Annotated in this window: 19 protein-coding genes; 8 read left to right on the top strand and 11 right to left on the bottom strand. The window is 64.4% G+C overall.

Going from position 1 to position 16,731, the window contains the following annotated elements:
• Positions 1–14: 14 nt before the first annotated feature.
• The 5 genes from GTP90_RS13250 to GTP90_RS13230 are packed head-to-tail and all read right to left on the bottom strand — an operon-like array spanning position 15 to position 5,148.
• Positions 15–587, bottom strand: coding sequence for a hypothetical protein (locus GTP90_RS13250; protein ID WP_161083985.1), 573 nt, complete (start codon positions 585–587; stop codon positions 15–17).
• A 56-nt stretch (positions 588–643) separates the two neighbouring features.
• A complete protein-coding gene (locus GTP90_RS13245; RefSeq protein WP_161083984.1) occupies positions 644–2,698 on the bottom strand; it encodes a sodium:solute symporter family protein in 2,055 nt (684 codons plus the stop codon).
• The gene (locus GTP90_RS13240; protein WP_161083983.1) at positions 2,695–2,961 is read right to left on the bottom strand and encodes a DUF4212 domain-containing protein; all 267 of its coding nucleotides are present in this window, start codon (positions 2,959–2,961) and stop codon (positions 2,695–2,697) included. Before GTP90_RS13240 ends, GTP90_RS13245 begins: the two co-directional genes overlap by 4 nt.
• Positions 2,954–4,471, bottom strand: a complete 1,518-nt coding sequence (locus GTP90_RS13235; RefSeq protein WP_161083982.1) for a sensor histidine kinase — start codon at positions 4,469–4,471, stop codon at positions 2,954–2,956. Before GTP90_RS13235 ends, GTP90_RS13240 begins: the two co-directional genes overlap by 8 nt.
• The gene (locus tag GTP90_RS13230; protein ID WP_161083981.1) at positions 4,468–5,148 is read right to left on the bottom strand and encodes a response regulator; all 681 of its coding nucleotides are present in this window, start codon (positions 5,146–5,148) and stop codon (positions 4,468–4,470) included. The genes GTP90_RS13235 and GTP90_RS13230 overlap by 4 nt, the downstream gene beginning before the upstream one ends.
• Before the next feature lie 181 nt (positions 5,149–5,329).
• On the opposite strand from GTP90_RS13230, the gene recA reads away from it, so the two are divergent.
• The 7 genes from recA to GTP90_RS13195 all read left to right on the top strand — a co-directional run bounded on the left by recA (position 5,330) and on the right by GTP90_RS13195 (position 11,248).
• Positions 5,330–6,433: a recombinase RecA gene (gene recA / locus GTP90_RS13225; protein ID WP_161083980.1), complete on the top strand. Its 1,104-nt coding sequence runs from the start codon at positions 5,330–5,332 to the stop codon at positions 6,431–6,433.
• Between the two features lie 73 nt (positions 6,434–6,506).
• Complete coding sequence (gene recX, locus GTP90_RS13220) at positions 6,507–6,959, top strand: recombination regulator RecX (RefSeq protein WP_161083979.1); 453 nt, start codon at positions 6,507–6,509, stop codon at positions 6,957–6,959.
• Between the two features lie 255 nt (positions 6,960–7,214).
• The gene (locus tag GTP90_RS13215) at positions 7,215–7,799 is read left to right on the top strand and encodes a DUF2889 domain-containing protein (protein ID WP_117014001.1); all 585 of its coding nucleotides are present in this window, start codon (positions 7,215–7,217) and stop codon (positions 7,797–7,799) included.
• Between the two features lie 77 nt (positions 7,800–7,876).
• Positions 7,877–9,046, top strand: a complete 1,170-nt coding sequence (gene sucC / locus GTP90_RS13210; RefSeq protein WP_161083978.1) for an ADP-forming succinate--CoA ligase subunit beta — start codon at positions 7,877–7,879, stop codon at positions 9,044–9,046.
• A gap of 13 nt (positions 9,047–9,059) precedes the next feature.
• Entirely contained in the window at positions 9,060–9,941 is an 882-nt protein-coding gene (gene sucD, locus GTP90_RS13205; RefSeq protein ID WP_008452531.1) for a succinate--CoA ligase subunit alpha, read from the top strand.
• A gap of 70 nt (positions 9,942–10,011) precedes the next feature.
• Entirely contained in the window at positions 10,012–10,587 is a 576-nt protein-coding gene (locus tag GTP90_RS13200; RefSeq protein WP_161083977.1) for an FHA domain-containing protein, read from the top strand.
• A gap of 193 nt (positions 10,588–10,780) precedes the next feature.
• Positions 10,781–11,248 (top strand): pilin, encoded by a 468-nt coding sequence (locus GTP90_RS13195; RefSeq protein WP_161083976.1) that lies wholly within the window; start codon positions 10,781–10,783, stop codon positions 11,246–11,248.
• A 91-nt stretch (positions 11,249–11,339) separates the two neighbouring features.
• Here the strand turns inward: GTP90_RS13195 and GTP90_RS13190 are convergent, their stop codons facing one another.
• The 4 genes from GTP90_RS13190 to moaC form a co-directional block, all read right to left on the bottom strand.
• On the bottom strand, positions 11,340–12,050 hold the full coding sequence (locus GTP90_RS13190) for a flagellar brake protein (protein ID WP_117013997.1): 711 nt from the start codon (positions 12,048–12,050) through the stop codon (positions 11,340–11,342).
• Between the two features lie 134 nt (positions 12,051–12,184).
• The gene (locus GTP90_RS13185) at positions 12,185–12,628 is read right to left on the bottom strand and encodes a PIN domain-containing protein (protein ID WP_161083975.1); all 444 of its coding nucleotides are present in this window, start codon (positions 12,626–12,628) and stop codon (positions 12,185–12,187) included.
• A complete protein-coding gene (locus GTP90_RS13180; RefSeq protein ID WP_161083974.1) occupies positions 12,619–12,813 on the bottom strand; it encodes a hypothetical protein in 195 nt (64 codons plus the stop codon). Before GTP90_RS13180 ends, GTP90_RS13185 begins: the two co-directional genes overlap by 10 nt.
• 113 nt (positions 12,814–12,926) lie before the next feature.
• A complete protein-coding gene (gene moaC / locus GTP90_RS13175; RefSeq protein ID WP_161084034.1) occupies positions 12,927–13,430 on the bottom strand; it encodes a cyclic pyranopterin monophosphate synthase MoaC in 504 nt (167 codons plus the stop codon).
• Positions 13,431–13,573: 143 nt separating this feature from the next.
• Between moaC and GTP90_RS13170 the strand changes: the two genes are divergently transcribed.
• The gene (locus tag GTP90_RS13170; RefSeq protein ID WP_161084033.1) at positions 13,574–15,211 is read left to right on the top strand and encodes a M48 family metallopeptidase; all 1,638 of its coding nucleotides are present in this window, start codon (positions 13,574–13,576) and stop codon (positions 15,209–15,211) included.
• Here GTP90_RS13170 and GTP90_RS13165 read toward each other — a convergent pair.
• Complete coding sequence (locus GTP90_RS13165; RefSeq protein WP_161083973.1) at positions 15,186–15,770, bottom strand: DUF2946 family protein; 585 nt, start codon at positions 15,768–15,770, stop codon at positions 15,186–15,188. The genes GTP90_RS13170 and GTP90_RS13165 overlap by 26 nt on opposite strands.
• The gene (locus GTP90_RS13160; protein ID WP_161083972.1) at positions 15,763–16,731 is read right to left on the bottom strand and encodes a YheT family hydrolase; all 969 of its coding nucleotides are present in this window, start codon (positions 16,729–16,731) and stop codon (positions 15,763–15,765) included. Before GTP90_RS13160 ends, GTP90_RS13165 begins: the two co-directional genes overlap by 8 nt.

The following is a 16,731-nucleotide window of genomic DNA, read 5'->3' as shown; positions in this document are numbered from 1 at the left end:
CCCTCATGTTCCGCTCAGTTCAACGGACAGGCCTGCGCCGGCGGCGGCACGATGACCCAGTGGGCGGCGGTGGCGCCCACGGTGGTCTGGAAACGCGCCAGTTCCATGCCGGGAACCACGGTGGTCACCACCGCGTGGGACGGCGCCGGCCGCGGTCCGGCGACCGGGTCCGGGGCCGACGCCAGCGTGCCGGGCAGGGGATGGGCGATCAGGTCGAGGCGCCACACCCGGACCGATTCCGGATTGCCGGTGCCGTTCCAGTTGCCGCCGGCGGGGCGGGCGAAGGGCGGCAGCTGGCAGGCGTCGGCGTCGGTGTCCGACCAGATCACCGACATGCCTTGTCCGTGGCCGTGGCCGTCGGTGGGCTGCACCAGCGCGCCGGCGTCCGGATGGGCGACATCGCCAGGCCGCACCGTCAGGCCCAGCGCGGAGACCTGGAGCACTGGCTGGCCGGGCGTGGCCGGGTCGGCGGCCATGCCGCGGTACAGGTACTGCTGCGCGCGGGCGCCGCCGGCCAGCGTGGCGGCGAGCAGCGCGCAAGCCGCGATGCGGCGGCGGAGGATGGCTTGTCTGCTTGGGGGTGTCATCGGTTCTTCCTGGTCGTTGCCGCTTAGTTTACCGCGGATGCCGGCCGCGCCGCCAATCACGCTTCCGGCGCCCGGATGTAGTCGACTAGCGCGCCGGTCTGGGGCGCCGGCGCCGGCGTCAGCAGGCTGACTGCGACCAGCGTCAGCAGGCCAGCCGGCACGCCGAAGATGCCGGCCGAGATGGGCGCGATGTGGAACCATTGCCCGGCCACGCTGCCGCCCAGCGTCGGATTGGCGTGCAACATGTAGTACAGGCAGACCGCGAAGCCGGTCGTCATGCCGGCCAGCGCGCCCTGGTAGTTGGCGCGCTTCCAGAACACGCCCAGCACCAGCGCCGGGAACAGCGCCGACGCCGCCAGCGAGAACGCCGCGCCCACCAGCGACAGGATGTCGCCCGGTTTCTGCGAGGCGGCGTAGGCGGCGATGAAGGCCACGCCCAGCAGCAGCAGCTTGGAGATGGTCACCCGCTTCTGGGTCGAGGCGCCGCGGTCGACGATCTTGTAGTACACGTCGTGCGACAGCGCGTTGGAGATCGCCAGCAGCAGGCCGTCGGCGGTCGACAGCGCGGCGGCCAGCCCGCCCGCCGCCACCAGGCCGGACACCACGTACGGCAGGCCGGCGATCTCCGGCGTGGCCAGCACCAGCACGTCGGCGTCGATGGTGATCTCGGCCAGCTGCACCACGCCGTCGTGGTTGATGTCGCTGATGCTGAACAGCGGATTGGCCTTGTCCACATTGGCCCAGTACGAGACCCAGTTGGGCAGGTGGGCGTAGTCGCTGCCGACCAGCGCGCTGTAGATGTCGTACTTGACCAGCACCGCCAGCGCCGGAATGGTCAGGTAGATCAGCAGGATGAAGAACAGCGTCCAGAACACCGACACGCGCGTCTCGTGCACCGACGGCGTGGTGTAGGCGCGCATCAGGATGTGCGGCAGCGCGGCCGTGCCCAGCATCAGGCAGAACACCAGCGCCAGGAAGTTGTTGCGCTTGATGTCCGAGGTCTCGGCGTCGCCGGGGTAGGGCGTGGCGTGCGGCGTGATCGGCTCGGCGCGCGCCAGGTTCTGGTCGCGCGCCTCGCTCCAGCTGCGCGCGGCCTCGTCGGCGTTTTTCGGATAGGCGATCAGCGCCCGCTCGGCGTTGCGGATCTCCAGCAGCGAGGCGTTGCGCAGCTTGACGCGGTCGAGCTTGCGCTGGAGCTCGATGCGGCCCGCCTCCCACGCGGCCGGCAGCGCGCGCAGGCGGGCGTCGAGCTCGTCGGCGCGCTGGCGGAAGATGGCGCGCACCTCGGCCTCCTTCGGATCGTTCTGCAGCACGTTTTCGCGCGCGCCCAGCTTGGGCAGCAGCTTGCCGTAGGCCAGTTGCGGGATCGGGTTGTCGGTGTGCTTGCCGGACAGCCAGATGGCCGGCATCAGGAAGGCCACCAGGATGATGATGTACTGCGCCACCTGGGTCCAGGTGATGGCGCGCATGCCGCCGAGGAAGGAGCACACCAGGATGCTGGCCAGGCCGAGGAAGATGCCGACCGAGAAGTCGACGCCGGTGAAGCGCGAGGCGATCAGCCCGACCGCGTAGATCTGCGCCACCACGTAGGTGAAGGAGACGATGATGGTGGCGGCCACCGCCAGGATGCGCACCGCGCGCCCGCTTGGCCCCTCGCCGTCGCCGCCGCCGTAGCGGGCGGCCAGGAAGTCGGGGATGGTGTACTGGCTGAACTTGCGCAGGTAGGGCGCGATCAGCAGCGCCACCAGGCAGTAGCCGCCGGTCCAGCCCATGATGTAGGCCAGGCCGTCAAAGCCGTGCAGGTACAGGCCGCCGGCCAGGCTGATGAAGCTGGCGGCGGAGATCCAGTCGGCGGCGGTGGCCATGCCGTTGAACATGGCCGGCACGCGCCGTCCGGCCACGTAGTATTCAAGCACGTTGGAGGTGCGGCTGAGCACGCCGATCGACGCGTACAGCACGATGGTGGCGAACATGAACAGGTAGCCGATCCAGGTGCGCGACATGCCTTCCTGCTCCAGCACCGAGAGCGCCACCAGGAAGCAGGCGAAGCCGCCGGTGAACAGCAGGTAGTAGCTGCGCAGGCGCTGGAAGAATGTGCGGGAGGCCTTCATGCGCGCGGCTCCGTTGCCTCTGCCGCCGCCCGGTCCAGCTTGCGCATGCGCCAGGCGTACACCGCCAGGATGGCCAGGTAGACCAGCGACGCGCCCTGCGCCGCCAGGTAGAACGACAGCGGCCAGCCGAACACGCTCAGGCCGGCCAGCTCGCGGGCGAAGAAGGCGGCGCAGAAGCCGGTCGCCAGCCAGGCCAGCAGCAGCAGCGCGGTCAGGCGGCGCGTGCGTTCCCAGTGCCGGGCGCGGATCACGGTCTTATCCATAGTACGGCGGCTCGCTTTCCGGTTCCTGCGGACGCGGCGGCAACGGGAAGGTCAGCCGGAACAGTGCGCCCGGCAGCTTCGATTGCTGCGCGCGCGGATTGTTGTAGATGTCGACCTCGGCGCCGTGCTGCTGGGCGATCTCGCGCACGATGGCCAGGCCCAGGCCGCTGCCCTCGGCCTTGTTGCCGAGGATGCGGTAGAAGCGCTCGAACACCCGCCCGCGTTCGGCCTGGGCGATGCCGGGGCCGGTGTCCTCGACCTCCAGGAAACCGTGCTCGGCATCGCCGCGCACCCGCACGGTGACGCTGCCGCCGGCCGGCGTGTAGCGCAGCGCGTTGTCGATCAGGTTGGACAGCAGCTCGCGCAGCATGGTCGGGTTGCCGACGATGTGCACCGGCTCGGCCGGCGCCTCGTAGCCCAGGTCGATGCGCTGCGCGAACGAGGCCGGCACCCAGTCCTGCACCGCGCTGCGCGCCAGCTCGGACAATTCCAGCGGCAGCATGGCGGTGCCGGCCTGCGGCTGGTTCTCGGCGCGGGCCAGGGCCAGCAGCTGGTTGACCAGGCGGGTGGCGGCCTCCGAGCTCTTGGCCAGCTGCTCCAGCGAGCGGTGGATTTCGCCGCTGTCGGTCTGGCGCAGCGCCAGCTCGGACTGCATGCGCATGCCCGCCAGCGGCGTGCGCATCTGGTGCGCGGCGTCGGCGATGAAGCGCTTCTGCATCTCGATCGACAGCGACAGCCGCGCCAGCATGTCGTTGAGCGACGTGACCAGCGGCGAGATCTCCTCCGGCACCTGGTTGGAGGCGATGGGGCTGAGGTCGTCCGAGCTGCGCGCGCGGATGCGCTCCTGCAGCTGCGCCAGCGGCGACAGCCCGCGCGCCAGCGCGAACCACACCAGGGCCAGCACGATGGGCAGGATGATGAACTGCGGCAGGATCACGCCCTTGATGATGGCGTTGGCCAGCTGGCCGCGCTTCTCCAGCGTCTCGGCCACCTGCACCAGCGCCAGCTGCGGATCGTCGACCGCGTCGCGCTCCAGCCGCACGTAGGCGTAGGCCACGCGCACCGGCGTGCCGTGCATGGTGTCGTTGCGGAAGCGCACGCTGCTGCGCGGCTTGTCGTCCTCGTCGATGACCGGCGGCGGCAGGTCGCGGTCGCCGTCCACATGTTCGCCGTGCGGCCCCTGGATCTGGAAGTAGACGTTGTCGACGTCGTCGGCGCGCAGGATGTCGCGCGCCGGGCCGGACAGGCCCTTGATGACCTTGCCGTCCACCGCGCGCACCTGCTGGGCCAGCACGGTCACGCTGTCCTCCAGCGCGTGGTCGAACGGCTGGTTGGCGATGGACTTGGCCACCAGGTAGGTGATCGCGATGCTCATCGGCCACAGCAGCAGCAGCGGCGCCAGCATCCAGTCCAGGATCTCGCCGAACAGCGAATGCTGGATCTCGTCGTCCGCCTCGGCCGCCGGCGGCTGGTACTCCAGATCCTGCGGTGGCGAGGCCGGCGGCGTCACTTGGCGGCGTCCGAGAATTTCTCCAGGCAGTAGCCCAGGCCGCGCACGGTGGCGATGCGGATGCCGCCCACCTCGATCTTCTTGCGCAGCCGGTGCACATAGACCTCGATGGCGTTGTTGCTCACTTCCTCGCCCCATTCGCACAGGTGGTCGACCAGTTGTTCCTTGGACACCAGCCGGCCGCTGCGCGCCAGCAGGATTTCCAGCAGGCCCAGCTCGCGCGCCGACAGGTCCAGCATCTGGTCGTTGATGTAGGCGCTGCGGCCGACCTGGTCGTAGCTCAGCGGCCCGTGCTTGACCACGGTGGCGCCGCCGCCGGCGCCGCGCCGGGTCAGCGCGCGCACCCGCGCCTCCAGCTCGGACAGCGCGAAGGGCTTGGCCATGTAGTCGTCGGCGCCCAGGTCGAGGCCGTTGACGCGCTGCTCGATCGAGTCGGCCGCGGTGAGGATCAGCACCGGCAGCAGCGAGGAACGGGCGCGCAGGCGGCGCAGCACCTCCAGCCCGGACAGCTTGGGCAGGCCCAGGTCGAGGATCAGCAGGTCGAATTCCTGGGTCGAGAGGGCGGTGTCGGCCTCCTGGCCGTTGCCGACGCAATCGATGGCGTAGCCGGACTGGCGTAGCGAGCGGGTCAGGCCGTCGGCCAGCACGCTGTCATCCTCGGCAAGTAAAATACGCATGTAAAACACTCCGGCTGCAGAAGCTTGTATTGTGTTGCATTTCGCGCAGGGTGGCGAGTTTTTGTGCGATCTCAAAATTGTTTAAAAATCGTGCTTGCATTAAGCACTGTTTTTTTATACAGTGCTGCCTGTACCGACGAATTCAGCGAATTTGCACCCACTCACTGGTTGAAAGAACATTATGGACGATAAAAAAGCTGTTGTACCTGCATCTGAAAAGGCTAAGGCGCTGGCTGCCGCGCTGGCCCAGATTGAAAAGCAATTCGGCAAAGGCTCCGTAATGCGCATGGACGCCAACGCGCCGATCGAGGACGTGCAAGTGGTGTCGACCGGCTCGCTGGGCCTGGACATCGCGCTGGGCGTCGGCGGCCTGCCGCGCGGCCGCGTGGTGGAAATCTACGGTCCTGAATCGTCCGGTAAAACCACGCTGACGCTGCAAACCATCGCGGAAATGCAAAAACTGGGCGGCACCTGCGCCTTCATCGACGCCGAGCACGCGCTGGACGTGGGCTATGCGCAGAAGCTGGGCGTCAACCTGCACGAGCTGCTGATCTCGCAGCCGGACACGGGCGAACAGGCGCTGGAAATCTGCGACGCGCTGGTGCGTTCCGGCTCGGTGGACATGGTCGTGGTCGACTCCGTCGCGGCGCTGACGCCGCGCGCCGAGATCGAGGGCGACATGGGCGATTCGCTGCCGGGCCTGCAAGCCCGCCTGATGTCCCAGGCGCTGCGCAAGCTGACCGGTTCGATCAACCGCACCAACACCCTGGTCATCTTCATCAACCAGATCCGCATGAAGATCGGCGTCATGTTCGGCAGCCCGGAGACCACCACCGGCGGCAACGCGCTGAAGTTCTACGCTTCCGTGCGCCTGGACATCCGCCGCACCGGCTCGATCAAATCGGGCGACGAGGTGATCGGCAACGAGACCAAGGTCAAGGTCGTCAAGAACAAGATCGCGCCGCCGTTCAAGGAAGCGCACTTCGACATCCTGTACGGCGCGGGCACTTCGCGCGAGGGCGAGATTCTTGATCTGGGCGTGGAAGCGAAGATCGTCGAGAAGTCCGGCTCGTGGTACAGCTACAACGGCGAGCGCGTCGGCCAGGGCAAGGACAACGCCCGCATCTTCCTGCAGGAGCGTCCGGAGCTGGCGTGGGAAATCGAAAACAAGGTCCGCGAATCGCTGGGCGTGCGCGCACTGCCGCCGCTGGCCGCCGACAGCACCGTGGTCAAGCTGAAATCCGTCGACAAGGCGGACAAGGGCGACAAGGCCGACGCCGCGTAAGCCGCGTCCGCTTCATCCCGAACCACCGCGCTGTTGATGCAGCCGGTGGTTTTCTCATTGTGCGGAGGATTTTATGGCAGCACCGCAACTCAGCCTGAAGGGACGCGCGCTGCGCTTCCTGTCGATGCGCGAGCACAGCCGCATGGAGCTGGGCCGCAAGCTGGCGCGCTACGCGGAGGAGGGCGACGACGTCGAAGCCCTGCTCGACCTGCTGGAAAAGAACAACTGGCTGTCGCAGGAGCGCTTCTCGGAGGCGCTGATCCACCGCCGCTCGGCCCGCTTCGGCAACAGCCGCATCGTCGCCGAGCTGCAAAGCCACGGCATCAAGGGCGAAGAGCTGCAGGAGCTCAAGGCCGGCCTGGCCGAGGGCGAGACCGAACGCTGCGTGGAAGTGTGGAACCGCAAGTTCGGCACCGTGGCGGCCGATCCGCAGGAACGCAACAAGCAGATGCGCTTCCTGCTGCAGCGGGGGTTTTCCCAGCGCGCCGTGCAGACCGTGCTCAAGGGCGCGCCGGAAGACGATTGAGCCGCTGCCGCGCCGCACCATGCAATGTTTCCATGACTGAAATAAGACCTATGAATTTCTTGTAATAAAACTCTCAAAACGCCCATATTTCCGTCCAAAAGATATGTTCTGACGCAACTGACGGTCTTGATGTGCTACACTTTTGGGGTTTTTGCAGCGCCGCAGGTGCGGTAGTTGTCCGTAGAAGCTGCGGACACGTGCGATTCAGCACATGGCTGCTTACTAAATTTCTGTCGCGAGAGCGGCATCGGTCTTATGTCCCTGTCAACCCCAGTTACCCGACGTGCGCTGCGGCACACGCGTGCAATTGCCGTCCAAGCGTACGCGCGCGATGACGGCCTGTGGGATCTTGACGCCCATATTACCGACATCAAAGTCATCGACACCATGCTGGCCTCCGGCCCGCGCGCTGCCGGCACGCCCCTGCACGACCTGCACCTGCGTTTGACCGTCGATCTGCAACTGACCATCGTCGATGCCGAAGCCGCATCCGATGCCGTGCCGTATCCCGGTTACTGCGACACCATCGCCCCCGATTACAAGAAACAGCTCGTCGGCCTGAACCTGATGAAGGGTTTCCGCCACGAGCTCAAGCAACGCCTGGCCGGCACCGCCGGCTGCACCCACCTGACCGAACTGGCGCAGATCCTGCCCACGGCCGCGGTGCAGGCGTTCGCCAACGATGTCTGGTCGACCAACGACGCGGCTACCGAAGACCAAGGCGTGCCGCGCCACAAGCCGTTTCAACTCGACAAATGCCATGCCCTGCGCACCGACGGTGGGGCAGTGGCGCAGTTTTACCCGCGCTGGGTGGCCAAAGCAGCACCAGGTGGCGCGTAGCAATCCCTGCTTACCAGTTTCACACATTTCGCAGTATCAACCGATTTTTACACATCAGCATCAGAAGGGAAGCCAGCATGAAAATCCATGAGTATCAAGGCAAAGAAATCCTCCGAAAATACGGAGTGACGGTTCCGCGCGGTATTCCGTGCATGTCCGTTGAAGAAGCAGTCAAAGCTGCTGAAACCTTGGGCGGCCCGGTCTGGGTTGTGAAAGCACAGATCCACGCAGGTGGCCGTGGTAAAGGCGGCGGCGTGAAAGTTGCCAAGTCGCTGGAACAAGTCAAGGAATACGCCGAGCAAATCATGGGCATGCAGCTGGTCACGCACCAGACCGGCCCTGAAGGCCAGAAAGTACGCCGCCTGCTGATCGAAGAAGGCGCGGACATCAAGAAAGAACTGTACGTGTCGATGGTTACCGACCGCGTATCGCAGCGCGTCGTGCTGATGGCTTCCTCCGAAGGCGGCATGGACATCGAAGAAGTGGCTGAAAAGCACCCAGAGCTGATCCACTCGATCGCCATCGACCCATCGGTCGGCCTGACCGACGCTGAAGCGGCCGGCATCGCCGCCAAGATCGGCGTGCCGGAAGCTTCGATCGCCGACGCCGTCGCCAACCTGAAGGGCCTGTACAAAGCCTACTGGGAAACCGACTCGTCGCTGGCCGAAATCAACCCGCTGATCCTGACCGGTTCGGGCAAGGTCATCGCTCTGGACGCCAAGTTCAACTTCGACGCCAACTCGCTGTTCCGTCAACCGGAAATCGTCGCTTACCGCGACCTGGACGAAGAAGATCCAGCTGAAGTCGAAGCATCGAAATTCGACCTGGCCTACATCTCCCTGGACGGCAACATCGGCTGCCTGGTGAACGGCGCCGGCCTGGCCATGGCCACCATGGACACCATCAAGCTGTTCGGCGGCGAGCCAGCCAACTTCCTGGACGTCGGCGGTGGCGCCACGGCTGAGAAAGTGACCGAAGCCTTCAAGATCATGCTGAAAAACCCAGGCCTGAAAGCCATCCTGGTCAACATCTTCGGCGGCATCATGCGCTGCGACGTGATCGCCGAAGGCGTGATCACCGCGGTCAAGGCCGTGTCGCTGAACGTGCCGCTGGTGGTCCGCATGAAGGGCACCAACGAAGACCTGGGCAAGAAGATGCTGGCCGATTCCGGTCTGCCTATCATCGCAGCCGACACCATGGAAGATGCAGCGAAGAGCGTAGTCGCCGCCGCTGCCGGTCAAGCTTAATTAAGGAATCAACATGTCCATTCTGATCAATAAAGATACCAAAGTCGTTACCCAAGGTATTACCGGCAAGACCGGTCAATTCCACACCCGCGGTTGCCGCGACTACGCGAACGGCAAAGCTGCCTTCGTCGCAGGCGTGAACCCGAAGAAAGCCGGCGAAGATTTCGAAGGCATCCCTATTTTCGCTAACGTCACCGAAGCGAAAAAAGAAACCGGCGCCAACGTGTCCGTGATCTACGTCCCGCCAGCAGGCGCGGCCGCCGCGATCTGGGAAGCTGTCGAAGCCGAAATGGATCTGGCCATCTGCATCACCGAAGGCATCCCTGTCCGCGACATGATGGCCCTGAAGGACCGCATGGCCAAAGCAGGTTCCAAGACCCTGCTGCTGGGCCCTAACTGCCCAGGCCTGATCACTCCTGACGAAATCAAGATCGGCATCATGCCAGGCCACATCCACAAGAAGGGCCGTATCGGCGTGGTTTCGCGTTCGGGCACCCTGACCTATGAAGCAGTCGGCCAGCTGACCGCGCTGGGCTTGGGCCAATCGTCGGCAGTCGGCATCGGCGGCGACCCGATCAACGGTCTGAAGCACATCGACGTCATGAAGATGTTCAACGACGATCCTGATACCGACGCGGTCATCATGATCGGCGAAATCGGTGGTCCTGACGAAGCCAACGCGGCTTACTGGATCAAAGACAACATGAAAAAACCGGTCGTCGGCTTCATCGCCGGTGTAACCGCTCCTCCGGGCAAGCGCATGGGCCACGCCGGCGCGCTGATCTCCGGCGGCGCTGACACCGCACAAGCCAAACTGGAAATCATGGAAGCTTGCGGCATCACCGTCACCAAGAACCCGTCCGAAATGGCGCGTCTGCTGAAAGCCATGCTGTAATAACAGCCGGCTTGATTGTGGAATAATGAAGGGGAGCCCAGCGCTCCCCTTTTTTGTTTTGGAGACCAGATTGGCGAAGATCATCATCTCGCGGGATGGGCAAGTCGAACAGCAAGTACAACTGAGCAAAGAACGGATGACCATCGGCCGTCACCCGCGCAACGACATCGTGCTGACGCATCCGGCCGTCAGCGGCGACCATGGCGTCATCGTCACCATCCTGGACGACTCCTTCCTGGAAGACCTGCACAGCACCAACGGCACCTTCGTCAACGGCCACCGCATCGGTAAGCATTTCCTGCAACACCGGGACGTGATCAAAATGGCCAAGTTCCAGATCGAATTCATCGCCGACGGCGTGCGGCCGATGATGGCGGCAGCGCCGCTGCTGGCGCAAATCGAAGTATTAAATGGCAACAATGCCGGCAAACAAATGGCGTTGACCAAGCCGCAGACCACCCTCGGCCGCGCCGGCGGGCAGGTGGTGGTGATCCACCTCCATCCGGACGCCTACACCATCACGCATCAGGAAGGCGCTCAGCCGCCGCTGGTCAACGGCATCGCGCTTGGCAAGCAGGCGCAACGCCTGAATCATGGCGACGTGATCGAGCTCGGCGGAACGCAAATGGCCTTCCGCATCGCCTGACAATAATTGTCAGGACGCCGCCGGCTGACAAATTGCGGCGTAGCGAGTGACAAAAAACGGCAGTCCGGATAGCCAAAAGCGACAGTTTTTGGCAGGTTTCGACGGTTTCGGGGGCAAAAACGGGGTGGCACACCAATTGCACTTAGCTCACTGTCCCACCCAATTTGTAGTTCAACACACCCAGGAGTCGAAAATGAAATCCATGAAAATGATGAAGAAACAAGCCCAGGCCGGCTTTACCCTGATCGAACTGATGATCGTGGTTGCCATTATCGGCATCCTGGCCGCTGTTGCGATTCCTGCGTACAGCGACTACACCATCAAAGCCAAGATGGCCAACGCCCAGGGCGCGGTCGACTCGATCAAAACCGCCGTGGCGCTGTGCGCCCAGGAAGGTGGCGGCGACTTGACCGGCTGCGACTCTGGCGCCAAAGGCGTGCCGACCTTTACCCCGACTAAGGAAGTGGCCACCGCCACCGTCAAGGACGGCATCATCACCGAAACCTTCGCCACCAACGTCGGCAAAGACATCGACGGCAAGACCGCCATCTTCACTCCAAACATCGCCGCCGGCGCAGCCAACGTGAACTGGACCGTGACCACCACCGCCACCAACCCCGTAGCAATTGCAGCGTTGACCAAAAATAACGCTACGCCTTAATGAAGTAGTGGCGGCGTAAAAAACCGCCTGCCTGGACGCGTCAAGATCGCGTTCAGTGCAGGCGGTTTTTTTTTCGTCCGTGGCGCGCGAATCAGACGATCTTCTGGCGGTCGGCGATCAATGCCTCGTAGGTCAGGTTTTGCAGCATCGTGTAGTGGACCGGATCCAGGTCGATGAACTGCACGCCGTAGGTGAACACCTCGGGCTTGTCGCCGGCGGCGGGCTTGACCACGTTGATGTTGCGGATGGTCGCATTCGGATTGATCCGCACCTGGCGGTTGCCGGGCTGGGCGATCAGGTAGAACGACAGGCCGACCTGGGTCTCGTCGTCCGACAGCTTCTTGGACGACTCGATCAGCGCGCCGGACACGCTCAGGTTCACCAGGAACACCGAGGTGGTGCCGATGGGCGAGGTGACCTGGGCCGGGATATCGACCTTGACCCGCATCGCCGCGCGCAGGCTGGTCCCCTGGATGGACACCGGGAAAGACAAGTGGACATAAAACAACGGACGCGGGAAAACCCGCTGCACCACGCAAGAGAACGAGCACACATTTACGCCGGAAAACACGCGGATGGTCAGCTTGTCGCCATCGTTGAGGGCGATCGGAGCGCCGTTCTCGAAGGGTACCTTGACGATCATATACTCGTCCTTCATCCAGCCAATCAGCGTGGAGAAGTGCTGGATCGGCTTGATGGTACGGTGCGTAATGAACTGAATCCTGCCGCCTACCTGCAGGTTCATCTGCTCGAATTCGTATTCCTGAGTCTTGGCTTCGCTCGGTGGAGGGTTGCTGCTCATTCAAATTCTTTCTCGTATGCGCGAGGCGGGTACGGTGAGGCCTACGTCAAAAATTACTTCTGTGACATTGATTATATACGCGCCAATCAAAGGTAACAATCAGACAATAGGGCGGGTTGCTAATCGATGGCAGACTAGGCTGCTGGGGGCGGGGCAACGTTGAAAACCGTTGCATTTTGGAGTTCGTAAGGGACGCGAAGGTTGCTGCCCCTGAAGTCTTTCTTGTTGCGGGTAACGAGCAAGCGCCCGGTCACATTGGCCGTACCTTGGATGACGGCGTCGGGCAGGCGAATCTTGGGTGGGTTGATCAAGCTGCTTGCGCGTACTCTGGCCGCCTCGGCCACGATGGCATCGCTGGTATGAATGACTGTAAATGTTGCCAGGAAATCGCGGATTGTCTGCATTTCTTGAGGGGTAATCTTCCCCCAACCAGCCTTGGCAATAGGCTTCGATATGACTTCCATCCAGGTGATCGCGCTGATCCCTATGTCATCAAAATAAGCAATTTCGGTTACCGCTTGTTGGCTTCCATTCAGCGCGTCGATCAGGATATTACTGTCGAAAAGGGCTAATCCCATTCTGCCCGGACCTCTAGCTGATACTCCAGCCCGTCCTCGGGGAACACATCCTTGCCCTTCAATATGCCGAAAGCAGCAGCGATAGCTTTGTTGCGCGCTTCAAGCTTGGCTGCAATATCGAGCTGCACCGCCTGTTCATCCGGCACGGCCGGCTTTTGAACTTGCTCTTCTGGTAGATGCTGCATTTCAACCTCCAGAGTGGGCTTTGAAAGGGAAATTATAGGCCGGTGCACGCTCACTGGCGCAGCTGCGCACAATTGTTTGATCTGGATCTACCTCACTCCTGATATTTGGCTGATTAGCTCGTCACGCTCCAGTCGCCCGACTTGCCGCCATGCTTCTCCATCACCCGGATATCGGTCATCACCATGCCCCGGTCGACAGCTTTGCACATGTCGTACACGGTCAGCAGGCCGACTTGCACGGCGGTCAGCGCTTCCATTTCCACGCCGGTCTTGCCGTAGGTTTCGACCTGGGCGCGGCAATGCACGCTGGAATTGGCCTCATCCGTCTCGAAATCCACCGCCACCCGGGTCAGCGCCAGCGGGTGGCACAGCGGCACCAGGTCGCTGGTGCGCTTGGAGGCCATGATGGCGGCGATGCGCGCGATACCCAGCACGTCGCCCTTCTTGGCCGTGCCGCCGGTGATGATGGCCAGCGTCTCCGGCTTCATGCGGATGGTGCCGCTGGCCACGGCGATGCGGTGGGTCTCGGTCTTGGCGCCGACGTCGACCATGTGGGCCTGGCCGGAGCCGTCGAAGTGGGTCAGTTGGTCGGCGGGCGCGGTGTTTTCGGTGGTCATGGTGTGGGCGAACGTAACAAAATAATTCATTGGCGGGCACCGTGCGTCGGCGCCCAAGTTGCGGGTATCATATCACCGTGAATGCAAAACGATCCCCCCGCTCCCTGCGCCAGCGCGTAGTCGCCGCCGCGCTGCTGATCGCCATGCCGCTGGCCATGGCCCAAGACGTGCTGGCGCCCGCCAAGATCCCGAACCTGCCCGCGCTCGGCGATACCGAACGCCAGGACCTGTCGCCGCTGATGGAGCGCAAGCTGGGCGAGGAGATCATGCGCGATATCCGCCGCGACCACGATTTCCTCGACGACGGCCCCATCCTCGAATACCTGAACAACTTCGGCAATGCCTTGGTGGCGGCCCGCCCCGGCGCGCGCGGCGAGGCCAATTTCGATTACTACTTCTTCGCAGTGCGCGATCCGCAGCTGAACGCTTTCGCGCTGCCGGGCGGCTTCATCGCCGTGCACTCGGCGCTGCTGCTGGCGGCGCAGTCCGAGTCCGAGCTGGCCTCGGTGCTGGGCCACGAGATCGGCCACGTGGCGCAGCGCCACATCGCCCGCTCCATCGGCCAGCAGAAGCAGGACGCGCTGATCCCGCTGGCGGCCATGATCCTGGCGGCACTGGCCTCCAAGGCAGGCGGCGACGCGGCCATCGGCGTGTTCTCGGCCGGGCAGGGCCTGGCGATCCAGCGCCAACTCAATTTCGGCCGCGACGCCGAACGCGAGGCCGACCGCATCGGCTTCCAGATCATGGGCGCGGCGGGTTTCGACACCTCGGGCATGGTGGCCTTCTTCCAGCGCATGCAGGCGGCCACCCGCAACTACAGCGACCTGGTGCCGGCCTATCTGCAGAGCCACCCGCTGACCACGGAGCGCATCGCCGACATCCAGGCCCGCATCCGCGAACAGCCGTACAAGCAGCGCCAGGACAGCCTGGATTTCTACCTGGTGCGTTCGCGCGCGCGCGTGCTGCAAGACCCGAGCACGGCCGGGCTGGCCGAGGCGAAGACTTTTTTTGAAACCCAGATGCAGCAGGAGAACCGCCAGCAGGTCACGGCCGGCCAGTACGGCATGGCCTTCCTGTCGCTGAAAAAAGGCGACACCGCCCAGGCCCAGGTCTGGCTCGACAAGGCGCGCGCGACCTTCGACAAGCCGCTGGCCGCCGGCACCTTCGGCGTGGCCGCGCGGCCGGCGCCGGATTCGATCTTCGTCAGCACGTCGATAGAAATCAAGCTGGCGCAGCCGGACAACAAGGCCATGATCGCCAAGGGACTGGCCGAGGCGGAAGCGGCGCACCTGCAGTTCCCGCTGTCGCGCGGCATCGCGCATCAGTATGGCGAGGCGTTGATCGCGGCCGGCAAGCTGGAGGAGGCGGCCGCCTATCTGCGCGACCAGGTGCAGCTGTACCGCGAGGATCCCGACGCCTACGACCTGCTGGCGCAAGCGTATTCCAAGCAGGGCAAGCTGGCCTTGCAGCATATCGCGCTGGCGGAATCGTATGTGTTGCAGGGCGGCGTGCTGTCCGCGCTGGACCAGCTGAACTACGCGCGCAAGGCGCCCGACGCCTCCTTCTACGACCAGGCCGTGATCGACGCGCGTGAGCGCGAGTTGCAGGCACGCCGCCGCGAGGAGATGGGCGAGAAGGGCAAGAAGGATTTACGCGAGGCCGAAGTGCGCCCGGCGTTCAAGGCGGAGTTGCGCAGCGGCCCGGAAGGCGCGCAGTCGACCAATCCCTTCGATCGCCTGCGCCAGAACACCGACCCTACGCAGGGGCGGACGGCTCGCTGACATAGCCGAAGCGCGCCGGCAGTTCGGCCGCATCCACGCGCTGCACGGCCACGCCGTCCAGCGTCAACGCGCCCGACATCGATCCTTCGATCCACGCCAGCAGCGTTTCATCGGCCACTTCGGCGCCGTTCATTTTCAGCCGCGGCAGCACGTGCGCGAAGTCGCGGTCGTCCAGCTGCGCCACCACATCGCCGCTGCGCAGGACCAGCGCGCCAGTCTCCGTCAGCACCGCTTCCTCGACCGGCCCCAACGCCGCGCCCGTGTGCAGCACCCAGCCCAGCGCCGGATCGGTGCGGACGATGTAGGGCGTGGCCTCCAGCCGCACGTACACGCGCTGCGGACCGTTCTGGAAATACCAGCAGCCGCGCTCGTCGGCCGCGTAGTTGCGGACGATGAAGGCCACCAGCGCCGCGTGATTCAGTTTGTCGCCGGGCAGGTTCAGATGCTGGGCGCGTTCGTCGCGCATGCGCCAGTTGCCGCGCGCGTCCAGTCCCAGCCAGCCGTAGCAGTAGGGGACGTTGGGCCACTTGGCCAATGCTTGCTTGACGATGTCATCCATGTTGTTCGGCCAGTGCGTGATGGGTGGCGCCTTGCAGGAAGTGGATCAGGCGCTGCGGCAGCCACGGCCGCGCGCCCGGCAGGCCGGGGGCGACAAAGCCCGCGTGGCCTCCTTCGTCAGGATAATCCAGGATCACGTTCGACGCCGCACGTTGCGGCAGGTGGCGGCCGGGCAGGAAGGGATCGTTGCGGGCATTGAGCACCAGCGTCGGCACGGTGATGTCGCTCAACACGTGTTTGGCGCTGGCGCGGTCCCAGTAGTCGTCGGTGTTGCGGTAGCCGTGCAGCGGCGCCGTCACCACGTTGTCGAAGGCGTACAGGTCGCGCACGGCGCGCAGCGCGTCGAGGTCGTACAGGCCGGGGAACTGCTTGAGCTTGGCCTCGCACTTGGGCTTGAGCGTTTGCAGGAACATGCGCGTGTAAAACATGTTGAGGCCGCTCGACAGCGAGATGCCGCCCTGCGCCAGGTCCAGCGGCGCCGATATCGCGCAGGCGGCGTCGACGAAGTCGGCCTGGTGTTGTGACTCGCCCAGCCAGCGCAGCAGCGCGTTGCCGCCCAGCGAGACGCCGGTGGTGTAGAACTTGCCGCTGCTGCGCGCGTGCAGGCGGCGCACGATCCAGTCGATCTCGGCGGAGTCGCCGGAGTGGTAGAAGCGCGGCGCACGGTTGGCCTCGCCGGAGCAGCCGCGGAAATGCGGCACCGCGCCCGACCAGCCGCGCGCGGCCAGGTCGGCCATCAGCGCCCGCGCGTAGTGGCTGTCGGACGAACCCTCCAGGCCGTGGAACAGCACCACGAAGGGCTGGCCTGGCTGGCCGTCGACGAAATCGACGTCGATGAAGTCGCCATCCGGCGTGTCCCAGCGCTCGCGCCGGAACGGCACCGCCTGCTTGGCGAGGCAGGTGGCCGGGTAGATGGTTTGCAGGTGGCCGCTGGGCAGCCAGATGGGCGCGCTGTACTTCAC

The sequence above is a fragment of the Duganella vulcania genome (genome assembly GCF_009857655.1).
GTDB classification, from domain to species: domain Bacteria; phylum Pseudomonadota; class Gammaproteobacteria; order Burkholderiales; family Burkholderiaceae_D; genus Rugamonas; species Rugamonas vulcania.
Note: the sequence above shows the minus strand (reverse complement) of the source record. Positions and strands in the feature narration are given on the sequence as shown.